This is a genomic window from Luteimicrobium sp. NPDC057192, assembly GCF_042670205.1.
Classification (GTDB): Bacteria; Actinomycetota; Actinomycetes; order Actinomycetales; family Cellulomonadaceae; genus Luteimicrobium.
Genome location: NZ_JBHUWD010000014.1, coordinates 67,446 through 87,546 on the forward strand (window position 1 = coordinate 67,446; position 20,101 = coordinate 87,546).

20 protein-coding genes are annotated in these 20,101 nt (G+C 73.3%); 8 read left to right on the top strand and 12 right to left on the bottom strand.

Features of this window, described 5'->3' with window-relative positions:
• A complete protein-coding gene (locus ACFT5B_RS08795) occupies nucleotides 1–471 on the top strand; it encodes a phage holin family protein (RefSeq protein WP_386797615.1) in 471 nt (156 codons plus the stop codon).
• Nucleotides 468–1,106, top strand: a complete 639-nt coding sequence (locus ACFT5B_RS08800; protein WP_386797616.1) for a DUF3618 domain-containing protein — start codon at nucleotides 468–470, stop codon at nucleotides 1,104–1,106. Before ACFT5B_RS08795 ends, ACFT5B_RS08800 begins: the two co-directional genes overlap by 4 nt.
• A gap of 71 nt (nucleotides 1,107–1,177) precedes the next feature.
• On the opposite strand, the gene ACFT5B_RS08805 is transcribed toward ACFT5B_RS08800, so the two are convergent.
• The 5 genes from ACFT5B_RS08805 to ACFT5B_RS08825 all read right to left on the bottom strand — a co-directional run bounded on the left by ACFT5B_RS08805 (nucleotide 1,178) and on the right by ACFT5B_RS08825 (nucleotide 4,494).
• Nucleotides 1,178–1,984 (bottom strand): ABC transporter permease, encoded by an 807-nt coding sequence (locus tag ACFT5B_RS08805; protein ID WP_386797617.1) that lies wholly within the window; start codon nucleotides 1,982–1,984, stop codon nucleotides 1,178–1,180.
• Nucleotides 1,981–3,009: an ATP-binding cassette domain-containing protein gene (locus ACFT5B_RS08810; protein WP_386797618.1), complete on the bottom strand. Its 1,029-nt coding sequence runs from the start codon at nucleotides 3,007–3,009 to the stop codon at nucleotides 1,981–1,983. Before ACFT5B_RS08810 ends, ACFT5B_RS08805 begins: the two co-directional genes overlap by 4 nt.
• A gap of 108 nt (nucleotides 3,010–3,117) precedes the next feature.
• Entirely contained in the window at nucleotides 3,118–3,240 is a 123-nt protein-coding gene (locus tag ACFT5B_RS08815) for a hypothetical protein (protein ID WP_386797619.1), read from the bottom strand.
• Nucleotides 3,234–3,731 (bottom strand): hypothetical protein, encoded by a 498-nt coding sequence (locus tag ACFT5B_RS08820; RefSeq protein WP_386797620.1) that lies wholly within the window; start codon nucleotides 3,729–3,731, stop codon nucleotides 3,234–3,236. Before ACFT5B_RS08820 ends, ACFT5B_RS08815 begins: the two co-directional genes overlap by 7 nt.
• Before the next feature lie 118 nt (nucleotides 3,732–3,849).
• Nucleotides 3,850–4,494 (bottom strand): FMN-dependent NADH-azoreductase, encoded by a 645-nt coding sequence (locus tag ACFT5B_RS08825; protein WP_386797621.1) that lies wholly within the window; start codon nucleotides 4,492–4,494, stop codon nucleotides 3,850–3,852.
• Nucleotides 4,495–4,564: 70 nt separating this feature from the next.
• On the opposite strand from ACFT5B_RS08825, the gene ACFT5B_RS08830 reads away from it, so the two are divergent.
• A complete protein-coding gene (locus ACFT5B_RS08830) occupies nucleotides 4,565–5,095 on the top strand; it encodes a hypothetical protein (RefSeq protein ID WP_386797622.1) in 531 nt (176 codons plus the stop codon).
• Nucleotides 5,092–5,415: a transcriptional regulator gene (locus tag ACFT5B_RS08835; RefSeq protein WP_386797623.1), complete on the top strand. Its 324-nt coding sequence runs from the start codon at nucleotides 5,092–5,094 to the stop codon at nucleotides 5,413–5,415. The genes ACFT5B_RS08830 and ACFT5B_RS08835 overlap by 4 nt, the downstream gene beginning before the upstream one ends.
• 242 nt (nucleotides 5,416–5,657) lie before the next feature.
• Here ACFT5B_RS08835 and ACFT5B_RS08840 read toward each other — a convergent pair whose 3' ends face one another.
• The 4 genes from ACFT5B_RS08840 to ACFT5B_RS08855 form a co-directional block, all read right to left on the bottom strand.
• Entirely contained in the window at nucleotides 5,658–7,448 is a 1,791-nt protein-coding gene (locus tag ACFT5B_RS08840) for a DUF222 domain-containing protein (RefSeq protein WP_386797624.1), read from the bottom strand.
• A 385-nt stretch (nucleotides 7,449–7,833) separates the two neighbouring features.
• Entirely contained in the window at nucleotides 7,834–9,087 is a 1,254-nt protein-coding gene (locus tag ACFT5B_RS08845; RefSeq protein WP_386797625.1) for a D-arabinono-1,4-lactone oxidase, read from the bottom strand.
• 78 nt (nucleotides 9,088–9,165) lie between these two features.
• Nucleotides 9,166–9,666 carry an NUDIX domain-containing protein gene (locus tag ACFT5B_RS08850; RefSeq protein ID WP_386797626.1) on the bottom strand — a complete coding sequence of 167 codons (501 nt, stop codon included), beginning with the start codon at nucleotides 9,664–9,666 and terminating at the stop codon, nucleotides 9,166–9,168.
• Nucleotides 9,667–9,727: 61 nt separating this feature from the next.
• The gene (locus ACFT5B_RS08855; protein ID WP_386797627.1) at nucleotides 9,728–10,744 is read right to left on the bottom strand and encodes an NAD(P)/FAD-dependent oxidoreductase; all 1,017 of its coding nucleotides are present in this window, start codon (nucleotides 10,742–10,744) and stop codon (nucleotides 9,728–9,730) included.
• 59 nt (nucleotides 10,745–10,803) lie between these two features.
• Here ACFT5B_RS08855 and ACFT5B_RS08860 point away from each other — a divergent pair, with 59 nt between their 5' ends.
• Complete coding sequence (locus tag ACFT5B_RS08860) at nucleotides 10,804–11,421, top strand: XRE family transcriptional regulator (protein ID WP_386797628.1); 618 nt, start codon at nucleotides 10,804–10,806, stop codon at nucleotides 11,419–11,421.
• 120 nt (nucleotides 11,422–11,541) lie between these two features.
• Here the strand turns inward: ACFT5B_RS08860 and ACFT5B_RS08865 are convergent, their stop codons facing one another.
• The 3 genes from ACFT5B_RS08865 to ACFT5B_RS08875 form a co-directional block, all read right to left on the bottom strand.
• Complete coding sequence (locus tag ACFT5B_RS08865) at nucleotides 11,542–11,751, bottom strand: hypothetical protein (RefSeq protein ID WP_386797629.1); 210 nt, start codon at nucleotides 11,749–11,751, stop codon at nucleotides 11,542–11,544.
• Nucleotides 11,752–11,753: 2 nt separating this feature from the next.
• Nucleotides 11,754–12,431 carry an SRPBCC domain-containing protein gene (locus ACFT5B_RS08870; RefSeq protein WP_386797630.1) on the bottom strand — a complete coding sequence of 226 codons (678 nt, stop codon included), beginning with the start codon at nucleotides 12,429–12,431 and terminating at the stop codon, nucleotides 11,754–11,756.
• A 114-nt stretch (nucleotides 12,432–12,545) separates the two neighbouring features.
• Nucleotides 12,546–13,103, bottom strand: coding sequence for a hypothetical protein (locus ACFT5B_RS08875; protein ID WP_386797631.1), 558 nt, complete (start codon nucleotides 13,101–13,103; stop codon nucleotides 12,546–12,548).
• A 178-nt stretch (nucleotides 13,104–13,281) separates the two neighbouring features.
• On the opposite strand from ACFT5B_RS08875, the gene ACFT5B_RS08880 reads away from it, so the two are divergent.
• From ACFT5B_RS08880 to ACFT5B_RS08890, 3 genes are all read left to right on the top strand, one after another.
• Nucleotides 13,282–13,554: a hypothetical protein gene (locus ACFT5B_RS08880; protein ID WP_386797632.1), complete on the top strand. Its 273-nt coding sequence runs from the start codon at nucleotides 13,282–13,284 to the stop codon at nucleotides 13,552–13,554.
• A 45-nt stretch (nucleotides 13,555–13,599) separates the two neighbouring features.
• Nucleotides 13,600–15,924, top strand: coding sequence for a glycoside hydrolase family 3 C-terminal domain-containing protein (locus ACFT5B_RS08885; protein WP_386797633.1), 2,325 nt, complete (start codon nucleotides 13,600–13,602; stop codon nucleotides 15,922–15,924).
• A 262-nt stretch (nucleotides 15,925–16,186) separates the two neighbouring features.
• The gene (locus tag ACFT5B_RS08890) at nucleotides 16,187–19,960 is read left to right on the top strand and encodes an alpha-amylase family glycosyl hydrolase (RefSeq protein WP_386797634.1); all 3,774 of its coding nucleotides are present in this window, start codon (nucleotides 16,187–16,189) and stop codon (nucleotides 19,958–19,960) included.
• Nucleotides 19,961–20,101 lie beyond the last annotated feature (141 nt).

Here is a 20,101-nt window from a genome sequence, read left to right on the forward strand (position 1 = left end):
GTGCCTCCGGACCTGCGCGCGGACCCGCCTTCGGACCTACGTGCGGACCCGCCTCCGGACCTGCGCGCGGACGAGCGCGCGGTCGGCGGTACGCCGAGCCTCGGCGAGCTGCTGTCCGACATCTCAGCGGACGTGTCGGCGCTCTTCCAGCAGGAGGTGGCGCTCGCGAAGGCCGAGCTCCGCGACACCACGCAGCGTGCCGCGCGGGGTTCCGGGATGCTCGCGGGCGCCGCGATGGGAGCGCACTTCGTGCTCCTGTTCCTGTCGGTCGCGCTCTGGTGGGGGCTCGGGTCCGCCATGGGCCGGGGCTGGTCCGCCCTGGTGGTGGCAGGCATCTGGGCGGTCGTCGCCGCGATCCTCGCCTGGCGTGGCCGGGCCGAGCTCAAGCGGGTCCGCGGGCTGCCCGACACGACCGACACGGTCAAGAAGATCCCCCACGCGCTGCAAGGACACGAGGAGAAGAACTCATGAGCACCGAATCACCCGACGAGATCCGCGCCGAGATCGCCGAGACCCGCCGGGAGCTGAGCAGGGACGTCGACGCGCTCGAGGACAAGGTCAGTCCCTCGAGCGTCGCTCACCGACAGGCGGACCGCCTTCGGTCCGGCCTCGGGTCGGTCCGCGAGCGCGTCATGGGATCGCCCGACCATCCCCGGCACGTCCGTGCGGGCGGCGCAGGCGTGCCGGGCGCGTCGGACGACTCGGGGTCGGGCGTGGTGGGGTCCGCGGCCGACTCCGTGAAGCACGCCGCGTCGTCGGTCGGCGACACGGTGTCGTCCGCGCCGCAGATGCTGCGCGAGCAGACGGCGGGCAACCCGCTCGCGGCCGGCCTCGTGGCGTTCGGCGTCGGTCTGCTCGTCGCCGGGCTGGTCCCGTCGAGCCGGGTCGAGCAGCAGGCCGCCGAACGTGTGAAGGAGGCTGCAGAGCCGCTCGTCGAGAGCGCCAAGGAGTCGGTCCAGACCATGCGGGACGACCTGCAGCAGCCGCTGCAGGACAGCGCCCACGCCGTCACCGACACCGCGCGCTCCGGCGCACAGGCCGTCGCCGACTCGGGGCGTTCCGCCGTCGACGAGGTGCGCGGGAGCACCTCCGGCGACGACGGCTGACGAGCCGGTGACGCACCGTCGGCCGCCCCCGAGAGGTCCTCGGGAGGCGGCCGACGCGCGGGCGGCCGACGTCAGCGGCTCGTCGAGCGCCGGTACTGGAGGTTCGCGAGCGGCACGAAGATCAGCAGGATCACGACGGTCCAGATCAGCGTGTAGAGCGCGGCGTGCTGCAGCGGCCACGCGGTCGGCTCGGGCGTGCCGGCCGGGATGTTCCCGAACAGCTCGCGCGACGCCTGCGTCGCCGACGACACCGGGTTCCACTCGGCTATGGACTGCAGCGGGCCGGGCAGGGTGTCGAGCGGCACGAACGTCACGGCGATGAACGTGAGCGGGAAGATCACGATGAACGACGCGTTGTTCACGACCTCGGGGCTCGGCACGAGCATCCCGATCCACGCCATGATCCACGACACCGCGTACGCGAAGACGATGAGCAGCAGGTAGCCGGCGGCCGCGTTCCAGAAGCCGTCCCGGATCCGCCAGCCCACGATCAGGCCCGTCAGCGACATGACGACGAGCACGATGACGTTGTTGATGACGTCGGACAGGGTGCGGCCCGTGAGGACCGCGGACGGCGCCATGGGCAGCGACCGGAACCGGTCGATCACGCCCTTCTTCACGTCCTCGGCGAGCCCTGCGCCGGTGATCGTCGCACCGAAGATCACCGTCTGCGCGAAGATCCCCGCCATGAGGAACTCCCGGTACTCCTGCGCGTTCCCGTTCTGACCGATCGCGCCACCGAACACGTAAGCGAAGAGCAGCACGAACATGATCGGGGACAGCGTCGTGAAGACCAGGAGGTCGGGCACGCGCTTGATCTTGATGATGTTGCGCCACGCGACGACCGACGCGTCGGACAGCACGTACGGGGCCCTCATCGGACGGCCTCCTTCGTCTTCGCGTCGGCGTCCTTCCCGGAAGCCGGCGCCTCGTCCTCGGCCACGTGCCCCGTCAGGGTGAGGAACACGTCGTCGAGCGTGGGACGCCTCAGCCCCACGTCGTCGAGCGCGATGCCCGCCGCCTCGAGCTCGCGGAGGGCAGCGGTGAGGGCCTGGACGCCCGTCCCGACGCTGACCGAGAACGTGCGGCGCTCGCGGTCGACGTAGGGCCGGCCGGACCCGAGCGGCGTGAGGAGGCGCTCGGCGTCGTCGAGCCTCGCGGACTCTCGCACGGTGACCTCGAGCTGCTCCCCGCCGACCTGGCGCTTGAGCTCGTCTGCGGTGCCGCGCGCGATGATCCGGCCACGGTCGATGACGACGATGTCGTCCGCGAGCATGTCGGCCTCCTCGAGGTACTGCGTGGTGAGGAGGAGGGTGGTGCCGCCCGAGACGAGCGAGCGGATGACCTCCCACATGTCGGTGCGGCCGCGCGGGTCGAGGCCCGTGGTGGGCTCGTCGAGGAACAGGACGGGCGGGTCGGCGACGAGCGCGCCCGCGAGGTCGAGCCGGCGGCGCATGCCGCCCGAGTAGGTGCGGGTCGGGCGGTCGCCGGCCTCGTCGAGGCGGAAGTCGGCGAGCAGCTCGCGCGCCCGGGCCTCGCTGCGCTTCTTGCCGAGGTGGTACAGCCGGCCGATCATCACGAGGTTCTCGAAGCCCGTGAGGTACTCGTCGACCGCCGCGTACTGCCCCGAGAGACCGATCTGGCGCCGGACGCCGGCGGGATCCCGAGCGACGTCGACGCCGGCCACCTCCGCGGTCCCCTCGTCGGCCGGCAGGAGCGTGGCGAGGATGCGCACGATCGTCGTCTTACCCGCGCCGTTCGGGCCCAGCAGTCCCAGGACGGAGCCGCTGGGGACGTCGAGGTCGACGCCCGCGAGGGCCGTGACCTCCTTGTAGCGCTTCACGAGTCCACGCGCGCGGACGGCAGGGGCGCGGACGGCGAGATCGGGGTCCGTGGAGTCCATCGGGGTTCCTTCTGACGGTTGCGGTGGGCACATAGATGTGATCTGGCTCACATCTACCGTAGAAGGAGACTCCGACACCCCGCCTGACTCATCGCGCTCGCTCCGGCGCTACTGCTGGAGGTCGACCTCCTGCAGCGGACAGTCGGCCACGGGCGGGCTCGATGCGCACACGTCGAGCTCGCCACGCAGGACGAGCCGTCCCAGCCGCCCGTCCTTGCGATAGGTCACCACGACCGACCGCCCACGAGCGTCCCAGGTCGCGTGGCTTCGAGGCCGAGCAGCAGCTCCCACGATCGACGGGTCCCGTCGGGATCGGTCCGCGGGGCCAGGGTGGTGCCCGCCGCGTCCCGGACGTCAGCCGGAGCGCCGAAGTACTCCGCCGTGTCGGTGGGGCTCGGCGGAAACCCCGGGAGGTGCTGGACGGCGCCCATCGGGCGGTCCGGCCCGACGAGCTGCGCTCCCAGCAGCCGCAGGCCGTCGTCCGCATCGATCCGGACGTCGACGATCTCGACACTCCCGGTGGGCTCGAGCACCTCCAGCCCGTCGGTGAACGGCACGCTGGGCTCGACCGAGGTCGACCAGCCGTGGACCGCGGGGCTCGAGAAGCCCGGCGTCGCCTCGGTGCGCTCCGCGCCGACTGCGAGGACGAGCGCGGCGACGATCAGCAGGGCGAGGGGAGTGGCTCGGCGGGCCGGTCGGCCGCTGCTCGTCCTGGTGGGCACGTGGCTCCCGTCGCTGCGTCCGATCCGCGCCGGTCGGCGACGGTGAGCACACTATGGAGCCGCGCTGCAGCGGCCGCCAGTCCGTGATCTCAGGCGTTCCCGTGCTAGCGGCGACGGGTCAGATGCCGGCGGCCAGCTCCTCGAGCTCGGCGGTCGCGGCCGCGAACCGCTGCTCGAACCGCTCGCGCTCGTCGGCGAACGCCGGCACCGTGACGCTGAGCGTCCGGTCGACGGTCACCACGCGGACGCCCATCCCGAGCGCGTCGCCGAGGATCAGCCGCAGCACGGGCAGTGCGTGGTCGCGGCCGTCGGCCTCGGAGTCGTCGTCGTGCGCGGTCCCCCGGGTGGTGACGACGACAGCCGGCCGTCCCCGCAGGGGTCGCGGTTCGTCTCCACCGAACGGCGCGGTGACGCCCGGCACGTGGACGTGGTCGAGCCACGCCTTGAGCGTCGCCGAGAGCCCGTAGTTGTACAGGGGTGCGCCGATCACGAGCGCGTCCGCCGCGAGGAGCTCGTCGAGCACGCGCGTGTGCGCGGACTCCACGTCCGCCGGCACGACGACGTCCGGAGCCCGGAGCGTGCCTGCCCAGTGCAGCGCGCCGTGCCCGGGCGGTGGGACCGGGTCGGTGCGCAGGTCGTGCTCGACGGCGGCGCGGTCGGGTCCGCCGACCAGCCAGGCTCGGGTGAACGCGCTGGTGAGGGCGCGGGAGACGGACGTGGCGTCGTCGCCGTAGGAGGAGTCCAGGCGGAGGAGGGTGGGCACGAGCGTCACGCTAGCCCGGAAGCCGGGCGGCGACTTGACGACATGGAAAGTCGTGGGCACACTTTCCAATATGGAAAACGACGCCACCGGCGCCCCGCGATCCGAGTCGCCTCGCTCGGAACCCTCCCCCGCCCACGCCCACGCCGACGCCGACGCAGCCCGCGCAGCACTCGACGCCGTCGCCGAGTCGAAGGCGCTCGTCGCCGAGCGGATGCGGCGCGGACCCCGGTGGTACAACCCCGTCTACGGGGCGCTCTGCGGCCTCCTGATCCTCTCGATGGGGCTGCCCGAGGTCTGGTTCGTCGTCGGGGTGGTGGTCTCGGCGATCGGGTTGGGCGCCCTCGCGGGCATCTACCGGAAGCGCACCGGCATCGTCCTCGGTACGGGGAACCCGCGTCCGCGCGGGATCTACCCGTGGCTCATCGCCGTGCTCGGTGTCGCGGCCGTCGCGTCGTACTTCGACGGCCACCACGGCTTCCCGCTCGGCGTGCCGATCGTCGCGGTCTGCGCGGGCGTCGCGTGCTGGGTCCTCAGCCGCAGGTACGACGCCGCGCTCTTCGAGCTCCTCGAAGGGCAGCACGACGACGAGGTGCGGCGATGACCACCGACGTCCGCTTCGACGAGGTCATCCACGCGCCCCAGCGGCTCCGGATCGTGGCGATGCTCGCATCCGTCGCGGGCCTCGAGTTCGGGGCCGTCCGTGACGCGCTCGACGTCTCCGACTCCGTCCTGTCCAAGCACCTCAAGGTTCTCGAGGACGCGGGCTACGTGAAGGTCCAGAAGACCAAGCGGTCCGGGCGGACCTGGACGTCCGCCTCCTTGACGCGAGCCGGCAGGTCCGCGTACGACGGGCACGTCGCCGCCTTGCGCGCGATCGTCGACGGGGCCGCCGAGGCGACGGCCGGGACCGAGCAGCGCTGATCTGCGTGCTCCCCCAACCTCGCAGTGAGGAGGCTCGGACGGCGCCGAGTGGTGACGGACTTGAGCGCTGGCGGGTGCCGCGCAGCGTCGTCGACGAGACGCGGCGTCGTTGACGGAGACGTACAGCCCGAGATGTGCGTCGTCGCCTGGATTGCAGGAGCGGGCCGCTCGACCAGAGTCGTCGGCGGCTACCAGGCCCCGCATTCCGTTGCTGCCGTCAAGGCACGGTCCGTGGGTGCGGGTCAGAACGGAGGGATCCCGAGCGGGTCCGGCGGCGTTGGGTTCATCCCGGCGGGTGGTCCGCTCTCGTCATGCGGTTCCGTGCGTAGCGGACGCAGTCGCCGCGAGGTCGTGGGGCCGAGCGCCCGGCCCGGGTCGCTCGGCGTCGGCGGGACGCGGTACTCGTGACGCGACGGTGCGGTCCAGGTGATCGCGCCGTCGTCGTCGGTGCGCGTCGACCAGCCGCCGTGCGTCTTGGCGTTGTGATGTGCGCGACAGACGGGGTGCAGGTTCGAGGCGCGCGTCTGCCCGGTGGTCTCGCCCGTCGGATCGAAAGGTTCGAGGTGGTCCAGATCGCATCGGTCGGCCGGCACCTGGCAACCCGGGAATGTACAGATCGGGTCGCGCGTGCGGACCAGGTCCCCGAGAACCGTCCCTGGCCGGTACCCGGTGCGTGACACGTCGGTCGCAGCACCGGTCGTCGGGTCGGTCAGGATCCTGCGCCACGTGGCGTCGCCGTGGATGGCGAGCGCCCGCGCCACCGCGGCGGGCACCGGCCCGTAACCAGCGAGCTGGGCGGGCGATTCGTCGAGCCCGAGCAGCGTGGTGGCCGACACGGTGACGTTGATGACCGCGCCGACCAAAGAGACCGGGTGGGTTCGGGGCTCGGCCTTTCGGGGCTCGACTTGCGCCACGACGTCGGTCGCCGCCTGCTCGTCGTGGGTGCCGGTGGTGTCCGGGGTACCGGTGCTGTCCAGAGGCGCGACGCTCGTCGTGACGAGCTGTGTGAGCGTGTCGGCCCGGAGCTGGCCGAGCGTGCGTCCCTCGCCGGGCTGCCGGACGTTGTGGCGCGCGACCGAGTCGAGCCGAGCCCAGATGCGTGCGGCGTCGGCGGCGGGCAGCAGCGCGGTGAGCCAGGCCATCTGGTCCGGTGCGGGGTCGATCCAAACATGGCGCTCGGCCCTCGCCGTTTCCGCGCGCTGCACAGCGCCCTCGGGGTCCGCCTCGATGGCGGCGCGTCGGAGACGATCGCGCAGCTGTCGAGCTGTCATCCCGATGGCCGGCCCCGGTTCCGCTGAGGTGCCCACGAGGTCTGCGGCAACCCGGCGACGCACGGCCAGGGGCACCGTGTCGCTGGCCAGGAGTGCGTCGGCTCGGGCGACGTCGATACGTCCGTCCGCGAGCGCGTCCGCCACGGCAGGTGAGGCAGACAGGCCGACCGCGCGACCCGCGATCGCGCCCGCCGTGTACCGGGACGTCACGAGCGCTGCCGTGAGCTCGTGCGTCACGGCCTCGAGCGCCTGGGACGACTCGCCTCCTCGCGCCAGCAGCTCGCCGACGACCCGCGCTTGCGCGGCCGCCGCCCACGAGGCGACGTGCTGCCAATCGACCACCGCATCGACGAGCTGCTCGTCGTCCAGGTCGGCGAGCTCGGTGCCCGTCAGCGCCGCTGCCTTGGCGAGGACCAGTGCGTCGATCCCGGTTGCGTCGGCCTCCGGCCCGCGCTCCCATCCTTGGCTGGTGCTGGTGCTGGTGCTGGTGCTGGTGCTGGTGCTGGTGCTGGCGCCCGGGCCACGAGTGGCACGAGCCCCGGCAGCCCCCTCGCCGCCGGCGTGCTCGGTGTCCGGTCGATCTGTGGCCGAGGGCCGCGGTGCGTGCCGCCCCCAGCCGGTGTGATCGAGCTCGACCGCCCTCGTCAGAAGGCTGGCGAGCGCGAGGTCGAGGAGCGAGGACACTCCTCGAGGCCCGGCGGCCCTCGGGTCGAATCCGGGCACGGCGTCGGCTGCTCCGACCTCGTACTCTGATTCGAACATGTGTTCGATTCTACCGGCGGGTCGACGGAGGCACCAGACCTCCGACGAGATCTGTGGAAAAGCCTCCGGGCCGGTCTTCGCCCAGGTCGGAGGGCAACGCTCGGACAGGGCGCGACGGGCCTGCCTGCCGCGGCGCCCCGCCCGTCGTGGCGCGCCAACGCCTCGTCGGAGACCCGCCCGGACCCGGCGCCCGGACCTGGCGCCCGGACCTGGCGGCCGGACCTGGCGGCCGGACCTGGCGGCCGGACCTGGCGGCCGGACCTGGCGCCCGGACCTGGCGCCCGGACCTGGCGCCCGGACCTGCCGCCCGGACCCGCCGTTCCGACGTCGGCCCGGCGCCGTCGTCGGGCCGGGAACCCGGACCGGCGAACGCCCGGCCGCCCCGTCAGACCCCCAGCACTCGCTCGACGGCTGCATTGCGGAACACCCCGCGCGGGTCGCGGCGTGCGACGAGCTCGCGGGCGTCGTCGAACCGGGGGTACCGACCGGCGAGGGTGGCGGCGTCGAGCAGGTGGACCTTGCCCCAGTGCGGGCGCGCTCCGAAAGGCGCCAGCGCCGCCTCGATCGAGGGCAGTGCCGCCAGCACGCGCGGCTGGTCGTTGCGCCAGGTGAAGTGGATGGCGAGCGAGTCCCGCCCGTACGCCGGGCTCAGCCAGAGGTCGTCGGCGGCGACGGTCCGCAGCTCCGTCACGACGAGCGCGTCCACGAACTCCGGTGCGACGGCGCGCACCGCCCGCAGGGCGTCGACGGCGTCGGACCGGTCGACGAAGTACTCGGTCTGGATCTCGTCGCCGACGCTCGGCGTCGCGTCGAAGCGGAAGTGCGGGAGCCGTTCGTTCCACGTCCCCGCGGTGAGGTGGAACGTGGTGTTGACCTCGTCGGTGGGGACGATGAGCGGCTGCGCGAGGCCGGAGGCGCGCACGCCGAGCAGGTCGGGGACGTCGTCGTCCTCCAGGCCTTCGACGTCGGTGCGGCGCTTGACCCAGACCTGCTCGACGGCGTCGTCGACCCAGTTCGTGAACACGCTCACGCTGTACCCGGCACCTGTCACGGCGGGCAGGTCGCCGAGCAGCGCGTCCCACGGGAGGTCGCGGTAGGAGTCCTGGCGCACCAGGTAGGCCGGCTCCACCGCGAGGGTCACGCGCACGACGACGCCCAGCGCGCCCAGGGCGACGACGCTCCCGTCGAGCTCGGGGTCGCCCGCGCGGACGGTGCGGAGCGCGCCGTCGGGCCCGACGATCTCCAGCCCACGGACCGCCGTCGACAGCGAGCCGTTGGCGTCGCCCGACCCGTGCGTGCCCGTCGCGACCGCACCCGCGACCGAGATGTGGGGCAGCGAGCCCAGGTTGTGCAGGGCCCAGCCCCGTCCCGCGAGCCAGCCTGCGAGCTCGCCGTAGCGGGTGCCGCCGCCCACGGTCACCGTCCGCGCGGCCTCGTCGAGCACCGGCTCGGCGGGGATCGAGGTCACGGTCACGAGGGTCCCCGACGTGTCGGGGAGGTCGTTGAAGGAGTGCCGGGTGCCGAGGGGACGTACGCGCGAGGCGTCCGCGACCGCGCGCTGGACGTCCTCGATGGTGCGCGCCTCGACGAGGGCGGTGCCGGTGATGTCGTGGTTGCCAGCCCAGTTCGCGATCTGCATGGCCCCCATCACATCACCCCGGGCACGGAACGCGTCGCGCCGTCCGACAGCACGCGTCGGGCCCCGAACGCCCAGCGCTCACCGCACGAGCGCACCGTCCGCGAAGAACGCGGTCCGCTCGTCGTCGGCGAGCCCGGCATCGAGGCGCTCGCGGATCCGGTCCTGCACGGGCGGCAGCTGCGACACGCGGCACCAGCGGGCCTCGGTGTTCTCCCCGTCGGCGGGGCGCGGCTCGCCGGACCGCCACTCCAGCCGGAACACGAAGTCGATGAACTGCACCTGGTCGCCGTTCGGGTAGACGCCCGGCTCGGTCACCCCGACGCGTGCGAGTCGCAGCGGGACGGCCTCGACGCCTGCTTCTTCCGAGACCTCCCGGACGGCCGCGTCGGCGGGGTGCTCGCCCGGGTCGACGATGCCCGTCACCGGGGTCCAGGCGCCGTTGTCGGCGCGGCGCACCATGAGGACCTCCGGGTCGGTGGTGTCCGCGTCCCGCACGACGACGGCGGTCACTCCCGTCAGCCAGAGCGGTGCGTGCCCGATCTTCTCGCGCAGGGCGAGGACGAACTCCGGTGTCGACATGCGGTCACGGTAACGGTCGGTCCCCGGTGCCGCTGGGAGAGGCGTGCGGAGACCGGACCGCTCAGACCGCCGCCGTCGCCTTCCCCGTGGACGCGAGCGCCGCCGCGACCTCCTCCTCCACGAGCGCGTGGTTGACTCCGGCGCCCGCCATGGTGCCGGCGGCGATCGCGACGGGCACGTTCGCGTAGGCCGCGACGACGTTGCCCGCGGCCCAGACGCGCGGCACGGTGGTGCGTCCGAGCAGGTCGACCGGCACCGCGCCGGGGAGCGTGCCGCCGGGGCCGCTGCCGCCGGCGGTGCGCTCCGCCCCGAGCCGCAGCAGGAGGTCGTCGCCGGGTCGTGGCTCGGGTGCCGTGAAGACGGCGTCGACGTCGAGGGTCCGGCCGTCGTCGAGCAGGAGCGCGGCCAGGCGCTCGCCGTCGGGTCCGGCGGTGCCGTCCGCGCGGACCGCGCGCCCGTCCTCGACGACGATCCCGCGGGCCTCCAGCGCGGCCCGCTCCTCGGGGGTGGGGGCGGGGGCGTCGTGCACGACGTACGTGAGCCGGTCCGACCACTGCCGGATCAGCTGCGCCTGCCCGACGCTCGCCGGACCTGTCCCGAGCACGACGAGCCGCTGGTCCCGCACCTCGTACCCGTCGCAGTAGGGGCAGTGGGCGACGCCGCGCCCCCAGAACCGCGCAAGCCCGTCGACGGCGGGCAGCTCGTCGCGCAGCCCCGTCGCGACCACGAGGTGCCGGGCGTGGTGGGTGGAGCCGTCGGTGGTCGTCACGGTGACGGTCGATCCGTCGGTCCGGGCGTCCGCGACCTCGGCGGTGCGGACCGCGCCCCCGTAGGACGCGACCTCGTCGCGGCCGTCGGCGAGCAGCCGGGCCGGGGACGTGCCGTCGCGCCCCAGCACCCCGTGCATGTGTGCCGTGAAGCGGTTGCGGGGCGCGCCCGCGTCGAGCACGAGGACGCGTCGGCGCGCCCGCCCGAGCATGAGCGCTGCAGCCAGCCCGGCGACGCCACCGCCGACGACGACGGCGTCCCAGGTCTCGTGCGCGGTGGTCGGGTCCGTGGTGGAGGGTGTCGTGGTCATGACGTCCACGGTGGTCGCTCTCAGGCTGATATGGCAACGTGCCTTGCAGTATCAGCAACATGAGGAGCGAGATGGCAGCGCACGAGCATCCGACGCCCGAGACCGGCGAGACCGACCTGCGCGAGCTGCTCGACGGCGTCGGGCCGCGCCTGCGGGACCTGCGCCGTCGGCGGGGGATGACGCTCGCCCAGGTCGCGGACGCGACCGGCGTCGGCGTCAGCACGCTGTCCCGGCTCGAGTCCGGCGGGCGCCGGCCGACCCTCGAGCTCCTCGTGCCGCTCGCCCGGACCTACCGCGTCGCGCTCGACGACCTCGTGGGCGCGCCCCCGACGGGCGACCCCCGCGTCCGGCCGCGACCCGAGCGCCGGCACGGCAACATCTACCTGCCGCTGACCCCGCACGCGTCGGGCGTCCAGGCGTACAAGGCGATCATCCCCGGCCGCGACCCCGACGCCCCCGTCAAGCTGGGCCGGCATGACGGGTACGAGTGGTGCTACGTCCTCAGCGGGCGCGTCCGCCTCGACCTCGCCGACCGCACCACGATCCTCGAGCCCGGCGAGGCCGCGGAGTTCGACACCCGCACCCCGCACGCCATCGTCAACGCCGGCCGCGAGGTCGCTGAGGTCCTGCACCTCTTCGGCCCCCAGGGCGAGCAGGTGCACGTGCGCGAGGGGTGACGCTGCGGTCGTCCGGGAAGGCGACGGCCGCGGGCCGGCGTCGTCACGCGACAGCGGGTCCGGATCGACCGCGACCGTCCCGGCGGGGACCCCCGAGCGGCGCTCGTGACGACGGCACCGTCAGGTCGACGTCGCGTCCATGGTCCGAGACCTGCGAACGAATGCCGCCATCGCGAGGAGGGACCCGACGACCGGCACGACGACGGCGAGCGCCAGCACGCCGAGGCTCGTGAGCCGCGGCCCGGCGGCTCGCACTCGGGCGACCGCGCACCCGATCCCGACGAGCCACGCCACGACGACGACCGCCTCGGCGGGCGAGAGCTCGAACACGCTCAGGCTCCTGGCTCGCCCAGGTACGCGCTGACGGTCCGCGCGGCGGCGGCGAGCGCGGCGTCCTCGTCGACGCCGGACGCTGCGTGCGCGTGCCCCCACTCGCGCCCGGAGTGCCGGACGAACGCGACGCCGTCGGGCGAGGCGAGCCAGCCGGTGGCGTCCTGGGCGGTGGTGGCGCTGCGGGTCGTGAGGTACCGGACGAGCCCGACGAGCGCGAGGTCCCACCCGATCCCGACGGCGCCGGGCCCGTAGGCGTCCCACTGGGGTGCTCGGGGGAGCAGGTGGGAGAGGGTGAGGCGGCTGTCGTCGTCGCCGCCGGACGCGGACTCCTCCCGCTCGAGCCCGACGGTCACCCAGGACGTCTCGTCGCCGAACTCCCACGTGATGCGGAACCGGTGCGGCGGCCGGCAGTCGAGGACGGTGCCGCTGGCGTTGCCCTCGAGCTGGTACCGGCCGTCGTCGGCGAGATCACCGGTGACGGGCACGAACCAGCGGCTGATGTGCTCGGCCTGCGTGACGGCGGGCCACACGGTGTCGAGGTCGTAGGGGAGCGTGATGGCGAGGACGACCTCGTCGCGCAGCGCGCCGTCGTCCTCGCGGACGTCGACGGTGCGGGCGACTGTGCCGAGCGGTCCGCCCGACGGCGTCGGCTGCTCGGATGCGGGGGCGTCGCTCATCGGGTCCTCCGGTGGTCCGCGTCGGGCGGTCGTGGCGGGCGGGAGCCCGTCCCGTTCACCGTAGCGCCGCCGGTCCCGCTCCCGCGCTGCGGCGAGGGCCTGAGAGGTCGCCGGTCAGCGCCGCCGTGCGGGCGCCCCGCCGAGCCGTTCGAGCCCGTCGCGCTCGACCCGCCGTCGCCGCAGTACGCGTCGCAGCTCGAGCCCGCCCACGACGACGGCCGTCAGCCCGACGACCGCGACGGCCAGCACGGGCCCGTGGTCTCCCACGAAGTCCTTGCTCGCCTCCATCGGCCAGACCGTGAGGGCGGCGACGGCGGCGAGCGCGATCCCGACGACGAGCGTCCGGACGACCACGCGCGGCCAGCCCGGCGGCGCGGGCGCGAGCGCGCGCTGGACGGTCCGGACGTCGTCGGCGGTCACGGCAACCCCGGTGGCCGGGTCCTCGAAGGTGTACCGGGGCGCGCCGTCGGCGAGGGTGACGTCGACGTCGCAGCGCAGGCGCGAGCCCGGGAGCGTGACCTTCACGGTGCCGTGGTCGGGGGTGAGGCGGCCGGTCGCCGCCTTCGCGTCGTAGGCGCGCAGGTGGGCGACGAGACCGATCGTCGCGTTCTTGAGCCGCGCCCGTCGGGCGGTCTGCTCGGGGCTGTAGGTCGCGGTGCGGGTGCGGGACATCTCGCTTCCTCGTGCGTCGCCCGGTGCTGCGGCGGTCCAGGCCGAGGCGTCGTCGCCGCGGCGCCGTCACGCTAGGGACGGAACGTGAAGGCACGCCGGGACGGACCTTGGTGCCGCCTGTCAGTGCAGGTCATGATGGGCGTCCGCGGCCGACGACGGGCGCGGGGACGGGGGAGTGGTGCGGGTCTGGACGGCGTCGTGGCGGGGGTGGCCGCTGGCCGCGCTCGTGGTCGCGGCAGGCTGCCTCGTGGCGGCCGGGAACTGGTGGAGCACGTGGCGCGCGTTCGTCGGCGACCCGGGCACGGCGGCCCTGGCGGACCACGCCGGGCACCGCAGCCTCCTGTACGTGGGGTGGGCGGTCGTCGCTCTCGGCGTCGCAGTGGTGCTGCGGGCGGTCCGGGAGCAGCGCCTGGGCCGGCTCGACCCCGCCCCGCCCGAGGGCGCACCATGAGCGCAGCGCACCACTGACCGCCTCAGCGCAAGGAGCCAGCCGACGATGACGTCTCTTCCCGCCCGCCCCACCACCCCTCTGCCGCCGCTGGCGCACCCGGACGTGATCGGGCGGCTCACGCTCGAGCAGAAGGCGTCGCTCGTCTCGGGCGCCGACTTCTGGCACACCCAGGGCGTGCCCGACGCCGGGATCCCGTCCGTCATGGTGACGGACGGCCCGCACGGGCTGCGCAAGCAGGGGGAGCAGTCCGACGCCGTCGGGCTGGGCGGATCGAACCCGGCGACCTGCTTCCCGCCCGCGGTGGCGCTGGCCTCGTCGTGGGACCCCGACGCCGTCCGCCGCGTGGGCGCCGCGATCGCGGACGAGGCGCGCGCCGAGCAGATCGCCGTGGTCCTCGGCCCCGGCATCAACATCAAGCGGAGCCCGCTGTGCGGGCGGAACTTCGAGTACGCGTCGGAGGACCCGTTCGTCGCGGGCGTCTTCGGCGCGGCGATGGTCGAGGGCATCCAGTCGCGCGGCGTGGGGAGCTCGCTGAAGCACTTCGCGGCGAACAACCAGGAGACGGACCGCCTGCGGGTGAGCGCCGACGTCGACGAGCGCACCCTGCGGGAGATCTACCTGCCGGCGTTCGAGCACGTCGTCACCACGCAGCAGCCGACGACCGTCATGTGCTCGTACAACAAGATCAACGGCACGTACTCGAGCCAGAACCCGTGGCTCCTCACCGACCTGCTCCGCGGCGAGTGGGGCTTCGAGGGGCTCGTCGTCTCCGACTGGGGCGCGGTCTCGGACCCGGTCGCCGCCGTCGCGGCCGGACTCGACCTGGAGATGCCGCCGTCGGGCGGCCAGGCCGTGATCGTCGACGCGGTGCGCGACGGCCGGCTCGACGAGGCCGTCCTCGACGTCGCCGCCGACCGCCTGCTGACGCTCCTCGACCGCACCGGCGACGCCCTCGCCGCCCAGGACCCGGCCCTCGACGACGAGGCGTACGCCCGCCACCACGACCTCGCCCGCGAGGTCGCACTCGGGAGCGCGGTGCTCCTCGAGAACGACGGCACCCTCCCGCTCGACCCGTCCGGGGCCGGTCGGATCGGCGTCGTCGGGGCGTTCGCGAGCGAGCCCCGCTACCAGGGCGCAGGCTCCTCGCAGGTCGTCCCGACGCGCCTCGACGACGCGCTCACCGCGATCCGCGCTGTCGCCGGCGAGGACCGCGTCGACTTCGCCCCCGGCTTCCGCCTCGACGGGACCGTCGACGAGGCGCTCGCGGACGAGGCGGTCGCCGTCGCCCGGGACGCGGACGCCGTCGTCGCGTTCCTCGGCCTGCCCGGCGTGGCCGAGTCCGAGGGCTACGACCGCACCACGATGAGCCTTCCGGACGACCAGCTCGCCCTCCTCGAGAAGCTCGTCGGGGTCAACGACAAGGTCGTCGTCGTGCTGTCGAACGGCTCGGCCGTCACCGTGACCGAGTGGCGCGACGGCACCGCCGCGATCCTCGAGGGCTGGCTCCTGGGGCAGGCGGGCGGCTCCGCGACCGCGGACCTCCTGTTCGGCGTCGCCTCGCCCAGCGGCCGGCTGACCGAGACGATCCCGCACCACCTCGAGGACACCCCGTCGTACCTCAACTTCCCGGGCGGCGACGGCCACGTCCTCTACGGCGAGGGCCTGCACGTCGGCTACCGCTACTACGACACGCTCCACGTCCCCGTGGCCTACCCGTTCGGGTACGGCCTGACCTATACGACGTTCGAGTACGGTGAGCCGAGCGCGACCCCCGCAGCCGACCGCGGCCCGAACTCCTGGGACGTCCACGTCACCGTCACCAACACCGGTGACCGCGCCGGTTCCGAGGTGGTCCAGGTCTACGTGCACGACGTCGCAGCCCGGGTCCCGCGTCCGGCTCACGAGCTGCGGGGGTTCCGCAAGGTGTCGTTGGAGCCCGGTGCCTCGGCCGACGTCCTGGTCCCGCTCGACGCCCGCGCCTTCGCGTTCTGGTCCCTGCGCGACCACCGCTGGGAGGTCGAGGCGGGGGAGTTCGTGATCGAGGTCGGCGCGTCGTCGCACGACGTCCGCGGCCGCGTGACGGTCACCTCCGACGGCGACGGCGCCGCACGCCACCTCGACGCCACGTCCACGATCGGCGAGTGGCTCACCGACCCCGTCGGTGCGCAGGTCCTGGGGGCGGCCCTCGCCGCCGCAGGCGAGGCGGGCGGGATGCTCGCGGTGGCGTCGGACCCGGGTGCCGACGCGGGCTGGGCGGAGATGGTCCGCCAGATGCCGATCGGCAAGGTCGTGAGCTTCACCGACGCGGTGACCCGTGACCAGGTCGACCAGCTCGTCGCGGCCTACGAGGCTGCCTCCGCCGCCCGCTGACCGACCCGCCCGCGGGGCCGCCCGCGAGATACCGAAGAACGGCCGAGATACCGCTGCAGACGCGGTATCTCGGCCGTTTCTCGGTATCTCGCCGCGGGGTCGGGCGGATGGAAGAACCGACGACGACGCCGACCACCAGCGTGAGCCTGTTCCGGGAACCACAACCCCTGCTACTGTCCTGCAAGTCGTTGTCGCGTTGCAGCAAGATCACCGTCGATTACCGCAACGCAGCAGACGCAGCCACCAGGACGAAGGAGTCGTGATGACACCACCAGCGGGCGCGCCGAAGCGCCCCCGGACCCGCGCCGCGGCAGGCGCGATCGCGTCGCTCGCCGCGGCGCTCGTCGTCGGGCCGGCCGGACTCCCGGCGCTCGCGGACGACACCGCACCCGCCGATACCGCACCCGCACCGGACACCACCCGCACGTTCACGCTCGTCGGCAGCCTCCAGGACGAGGCGGGCTGCGGCGCCGACTGGGACCAGACCTGCACGACCACGGACCTGCAGCCCACGGACGACCCCGACGTGTTCGCGCTGGACGTCACGCTCCCGGCCGGCAGCTACGAGTACAAGGTCGCCGTGAACCACGCCTGGGACGAGGCGTACGGGAAGGACGGCGGCCAGGACAACATCCCGGTGACGGTCGCGGGCACCACCAAGGTCCGCTTCCTCTACGACGACGCCACGCACCGCGTCGGGGTCACGCCGCTGGACCTGCGGTCGGGCTACGCCGACGACGACGCGGCGCTCGTCACCCCGCCGGTCCGGCAGGCCGGTGCGGACCAGCAGATCTACTTCGTCATGACGGACCGGTTCGCGAACGGCGACACGTCGAACGACACGGGTGGCCTGACCGGCGACAAGTACACGACGGGCTACGACCCGACGAACATGGGCTTCTACGAGGGCGGCGACCTCAAGGGCGTCGACGAGAAGCTCGACTACATCAAGGGCCTCGGCACGACGGCGATCTGGCTGACGCCGTCGTTCAAGAACAACCCGGTGCAGGGTGAGGGCGCGAACGCGTCGGCGGGTTACCACGGGTACTGGGTCACGGACTTCACGCAGATCGACCCGCACCTGGGCACCAACGACGAGCTCAAGCAGCTCATCGCGGACGCCCACGCCAAGGGGATGAAGGTCTACTTCGACATCATCGCGAACCACACCGCGGACATCATCGACAACGAGCAGGGCACGTACGACTACGTCGACACCGCGACGGCGCCGTACCAGGACGAGGACGGGAACGTCGTCGACATCACGAAGCTCGCCGGGTCGAAGGACTTCCCCGACTTCGACGCGAAGACCTCGTTCCCCCTCACCCCGAAGGTCTCGGACGACCTCAAGGACGTCAAGAAGCCGGACTGGCTGAACGACGTCACGATGTACCACAACCGCGGGAACTCGACCTACAGCGGCGAGTCCACGACCATGGGCGACTTCTCGGGCCTCGACGACCTCATGACGGAGAACCCGAAGGTCATCAGCGGCATGGAGGACATCTACGACGCGTGGGTGGACTTCGGCATCGACGGCTTCCGCATCGACACGGTGAAGAACGTCGACATGAACTTCTGGAAGGAGTGGACGACCGCGATCCAGGACCACGCGAAGGCGGTCGGCAAGGACGACTTCTTCACGTTCGGCGAGGTCTACGACGCGGACGCCACCAAGACGAGCCCGTACGTGCGCGACACGGACATGAGCTCGGTGCTGGACTTCTCGTTCCAGTCGGCGGCGTCGAGCTACGCGACGGGCGGCTCGGCGAAGAGCCTGCAGGCGCTGTTCGCGTCGGACGACTACTACACGACCGCGTCGAAGGACGCCGAGGCGCTCCCGACGTTCCTCGGCAACCACGACATGGGCCGCATCGGCTACTTCGTGCGGGGCGCCGACGACCCGCTGAAGGCCGACCTCCTGGCCCACGACCTCATGTTCCTCACGCGCGGCCAGCCGGTCGTCTACTACGGCGACGAGCAGGGGTTCGTCGGCGCGAGCGGCGACGGCAGCGACAAGAACGCGCGCCAGTCGCTGTTCGCGAGCCAGGTCCCCGAGTACGTGGACCAGAAGCTCGTGGACGGGACGGAGGCCGGCTCGCAGGACCGCTACTCCGAGACCGCGCCGGTGTACCGGGAGATCGCGGACCTCGCGGCGCTCCGCAAGGCGCACCCGGCGCTCGTCGACGGCGCGCAGGTCGAGCGGTACGCGGAGAAGGGTGCGGGCGTCTACGCGTTCAGCCGGGTCGACCCCGACCAGAAGGTCGAGGACCTGGTCGCGGTGAACAACGCCGCCGAGGAGAAGTCCGCGACCTTCACGACGCTCACCCCGGGCGCCACGTACACCGAGGTCTGGGGCGACCACGTCGGCACGACGCCGGTCACCGCGGCGGCCGACGGCACTGTCACCGTGACGGTCCCCGCGCAGGGCTCGCTCGTCCTCGAGGCGGACCGCCAGGTCGCCGCGCCCGCCGACGCAGCCGCCGTCTCCGTCGACGTCCCGCAGGCGGGCGCTCCCCTCAAGGGCGTCACGCCGGTCTCCGCGACGACCGGCGACCACTGGCAGCAGACGACGTTCTCCTACCGCGTCGTCGGGTCGGACGACTGGCACGTGCTCGGAACCTCCGAGACGACGACGCCGCGCGTCTTCGCGGACGTCTCCGCCCTGGCCACGGGCACGCTCGTCGAGTACCGGGCGGTGAGCGTCGACGCCGCGGGCCACCGCAGCGCCGCGTCGACCTACGGTGCGGTCGGCGTGACGGCGACCATCGAGGACCTCGCCCAGCAGGACACGACGATCGACTCGGTCAACGTGCCCGGCGACTTCCAGTCCGAGGTCGGCTGCAAGGCCGACTGGGACCCCGCCTGCGCGCAGACGGAGCTCACGCTCCAGCCGGGCGGCGAGTGGAGGGGGACCTTCGCGGTCCCCGCGGGCACCTACTCCTACAAGGTCGCGCTCAACGGCGGCTGGACGCTGAACTACGGCGCGGGCGGCGTGAAGGACGGCGACAACGCGACGCTCACCGTTCCCACCGACCAGAAGGTCACGTTCTGGTTCGACCCGACGACCGGCCGGTTCCAGAGCAGCATCGACAACGGCGGCCACGTGATCGTTCTCGCGGGCGACTTCCAGTCCGAGCTCGGCTGCACCGGTGACTGGTCGCCCGACTGCCTCGCCGCCTGGCTCACCGACGACGACGGCGACGGCACCTTCACGTTCGACACGGACGAGATCCTGGCGGGCGACTGGCAGACGAAGGTCGTGCACGACGGCGACTGGAACCAGTCGTACGGCGAGGGCGGCGGCGCGCAGAACATCCGGTTCACCGTGACCGACGGCGAGCACGTGTACTTCGCGTACGACGGCGCCACGCACCTCCTGACGATCTCGGACGCCCCGATCGTCGTCGGGCCGGGCGAGCCGACCGGGACCCCGACGCAGGAGCCGACCGGGACTCCGACGGACACCCCCACCGAGTCCCCGACGTCGCCCCCGACCGGCTCGCCCACGTCGCACCCGACGCACCCCACGCATCCCACCCACCCGGCGCACCCGACCCACCCGACGTCGTCGGGGACGAAGGGCACGGGCAACGGGAACGGCAAGGGTGACGGTGCCGGGAACGGGAAGGGCGACGGGCAGGACGGCGCAGGCTCCGGCCCGGCGGTGTCGCTCTCGGCGAGCCGGGTGGCGGCGGGCGGCACGCTCGACGTCCACGGCGCCGGCCTGCCGGCGGGGGCCGCCGAGGTGTGGCTGCACTCGACGCCCGTGGAGCTGGCGACGGCGACGGTCGCCGCGGACGGCGCGCTCGACCTGACGGTCACGATCCCCGCCGACGCCGAGACCGGGGCGCACACGCTCGAGGTGCTCGACGCGGACGGAACGGTCGTCGCGTCGGCGGACCTGACGGTGACCGCCGCGCCGGGCGACCTGGCGTCCACGGGCGCGGACGTCGTCCTGCTCGCGGCGCTCGGCGTGCTGCTGGTCGCTGCGGGCGCGGTGCTCCTGGTCGTGCGGAGGCGCGCGACGGCCTGACCGAGGACGACCGACCCAGCGCCGAGGAGCTGGAATCCGTTCCCAGCGGGTCCTGCGCTCCGAGGATCTCGCCTCCTCGGCGAGCGGGCTGCACCAGGACGGGGACGACGACGAGACGGCCGGGGCACCGCGAGGGTGCCC

Excerpts from the sequence above, each read along its gene's own strand:
- ACFT5B_RS08870 (WP_386797630.1), bottom strand. The coding sequence starts at position 12,431 with ATGAGCGACGCCCCCGCATCCGAGCAGCCGACGCCGTCGGGCGGACCG.
- ACFT5B_RS08805 (WP_386797617.1), bottom strand. The coding sequence starts at position 1,984 with ATGAGGGCCCCGTACGTGCTGTCCGACGCGTCGGTCGTCGCGTGGCGC.
- ACFT5B_RS08890 (WP_386797634.1), top strand. The coding sequence starts at position 16,187 with ATGACACCACCAGCGGGCGCGCCGAAGCGCCCCCGGACCCGCGCCGCG.
- ACFT5B_RS08810 (WP_386797618.1), bottom strand. The coding sequence starts at position 3,009 with ATGGACTCCACGGACCCCGATCTCGCCGTCCGCGCCCCTGCCGTCCGC.
- ACFT5B_RS08885 (WP_386797633.1), top strand. The coding sequence starts at position 13,600 with ATGACGTCTCTTCCCGCCCGCCCCACCACCCCTCTGCCGCCGCTGGCG.
- ACFT5B_RS08840 (WP_386797624.1), bottom strand. The coding sequence starts at position 7,448 with ATGTTCGAATCAGAGTACGAGGTCGGAGCAGCCGACGCCGTGCCCGGA.
- ACFT5B_RS08875 (WP_386797631.1), bottom strand. The coding sequence starts at position 13,103 with ATGTCCCGCACCCGCACCGCGACCTACAGCCCCGAGCAGACCGCCCGA.
- ACFT5B_RS08835 (WP_386797623.1), top strand. The coding sequence starts at position 5,092 with ATGACCACCGACGTCCGCTTCGACGAGGTCATCCACGCGCCCCAGCGG.
- ACFT5B_RS08830 (WP_386797622.1), top strand. The coding sequence starts at position 4,565 with ATGGAAAACGACGCCACCGGCGCCCCGCGATCCGAGTCGCCTCGCTCG.
- ACFT5B_RS08860 (WP_386797628.1), top strand. The coding sequence starts at position 10,804 with ATGAGGAGCGAGATGGCAGCGCACGAGCATCCGACGCCCGAGACCGGC.
- ACFT5B_RS08845 (WP_386797625.1), bottom strand. The coding sequence starts at position 9,087 with ATGCAGATCGCGAACTGGGCTGGCAACCACGACATCACCGGCACCGCC.
- ACFT5B_RS08800 (WP_386797616.1), top strand. The coding sequence starts at position 468 with ATGAGCACCGAATCACCCGACGAGATCCGCGCCGAGATCGCCGAGACC.
- ACFT5B_RS08850 (WP_386797626.1), bottom strand. The coding sequence starts at position 9,666 with ATGTCGACACCGGAGTTCGTCCTCGCCCTGCGCGAGAAGATCGGGCAC.
- ACFT5B_RS08855 (WP_386797627.1), bottom strand. The coding sequence starts at position 10,744 with ATGACCACGACACCCTCCACCACGGACCCGACCACCGCGCACGAGACC.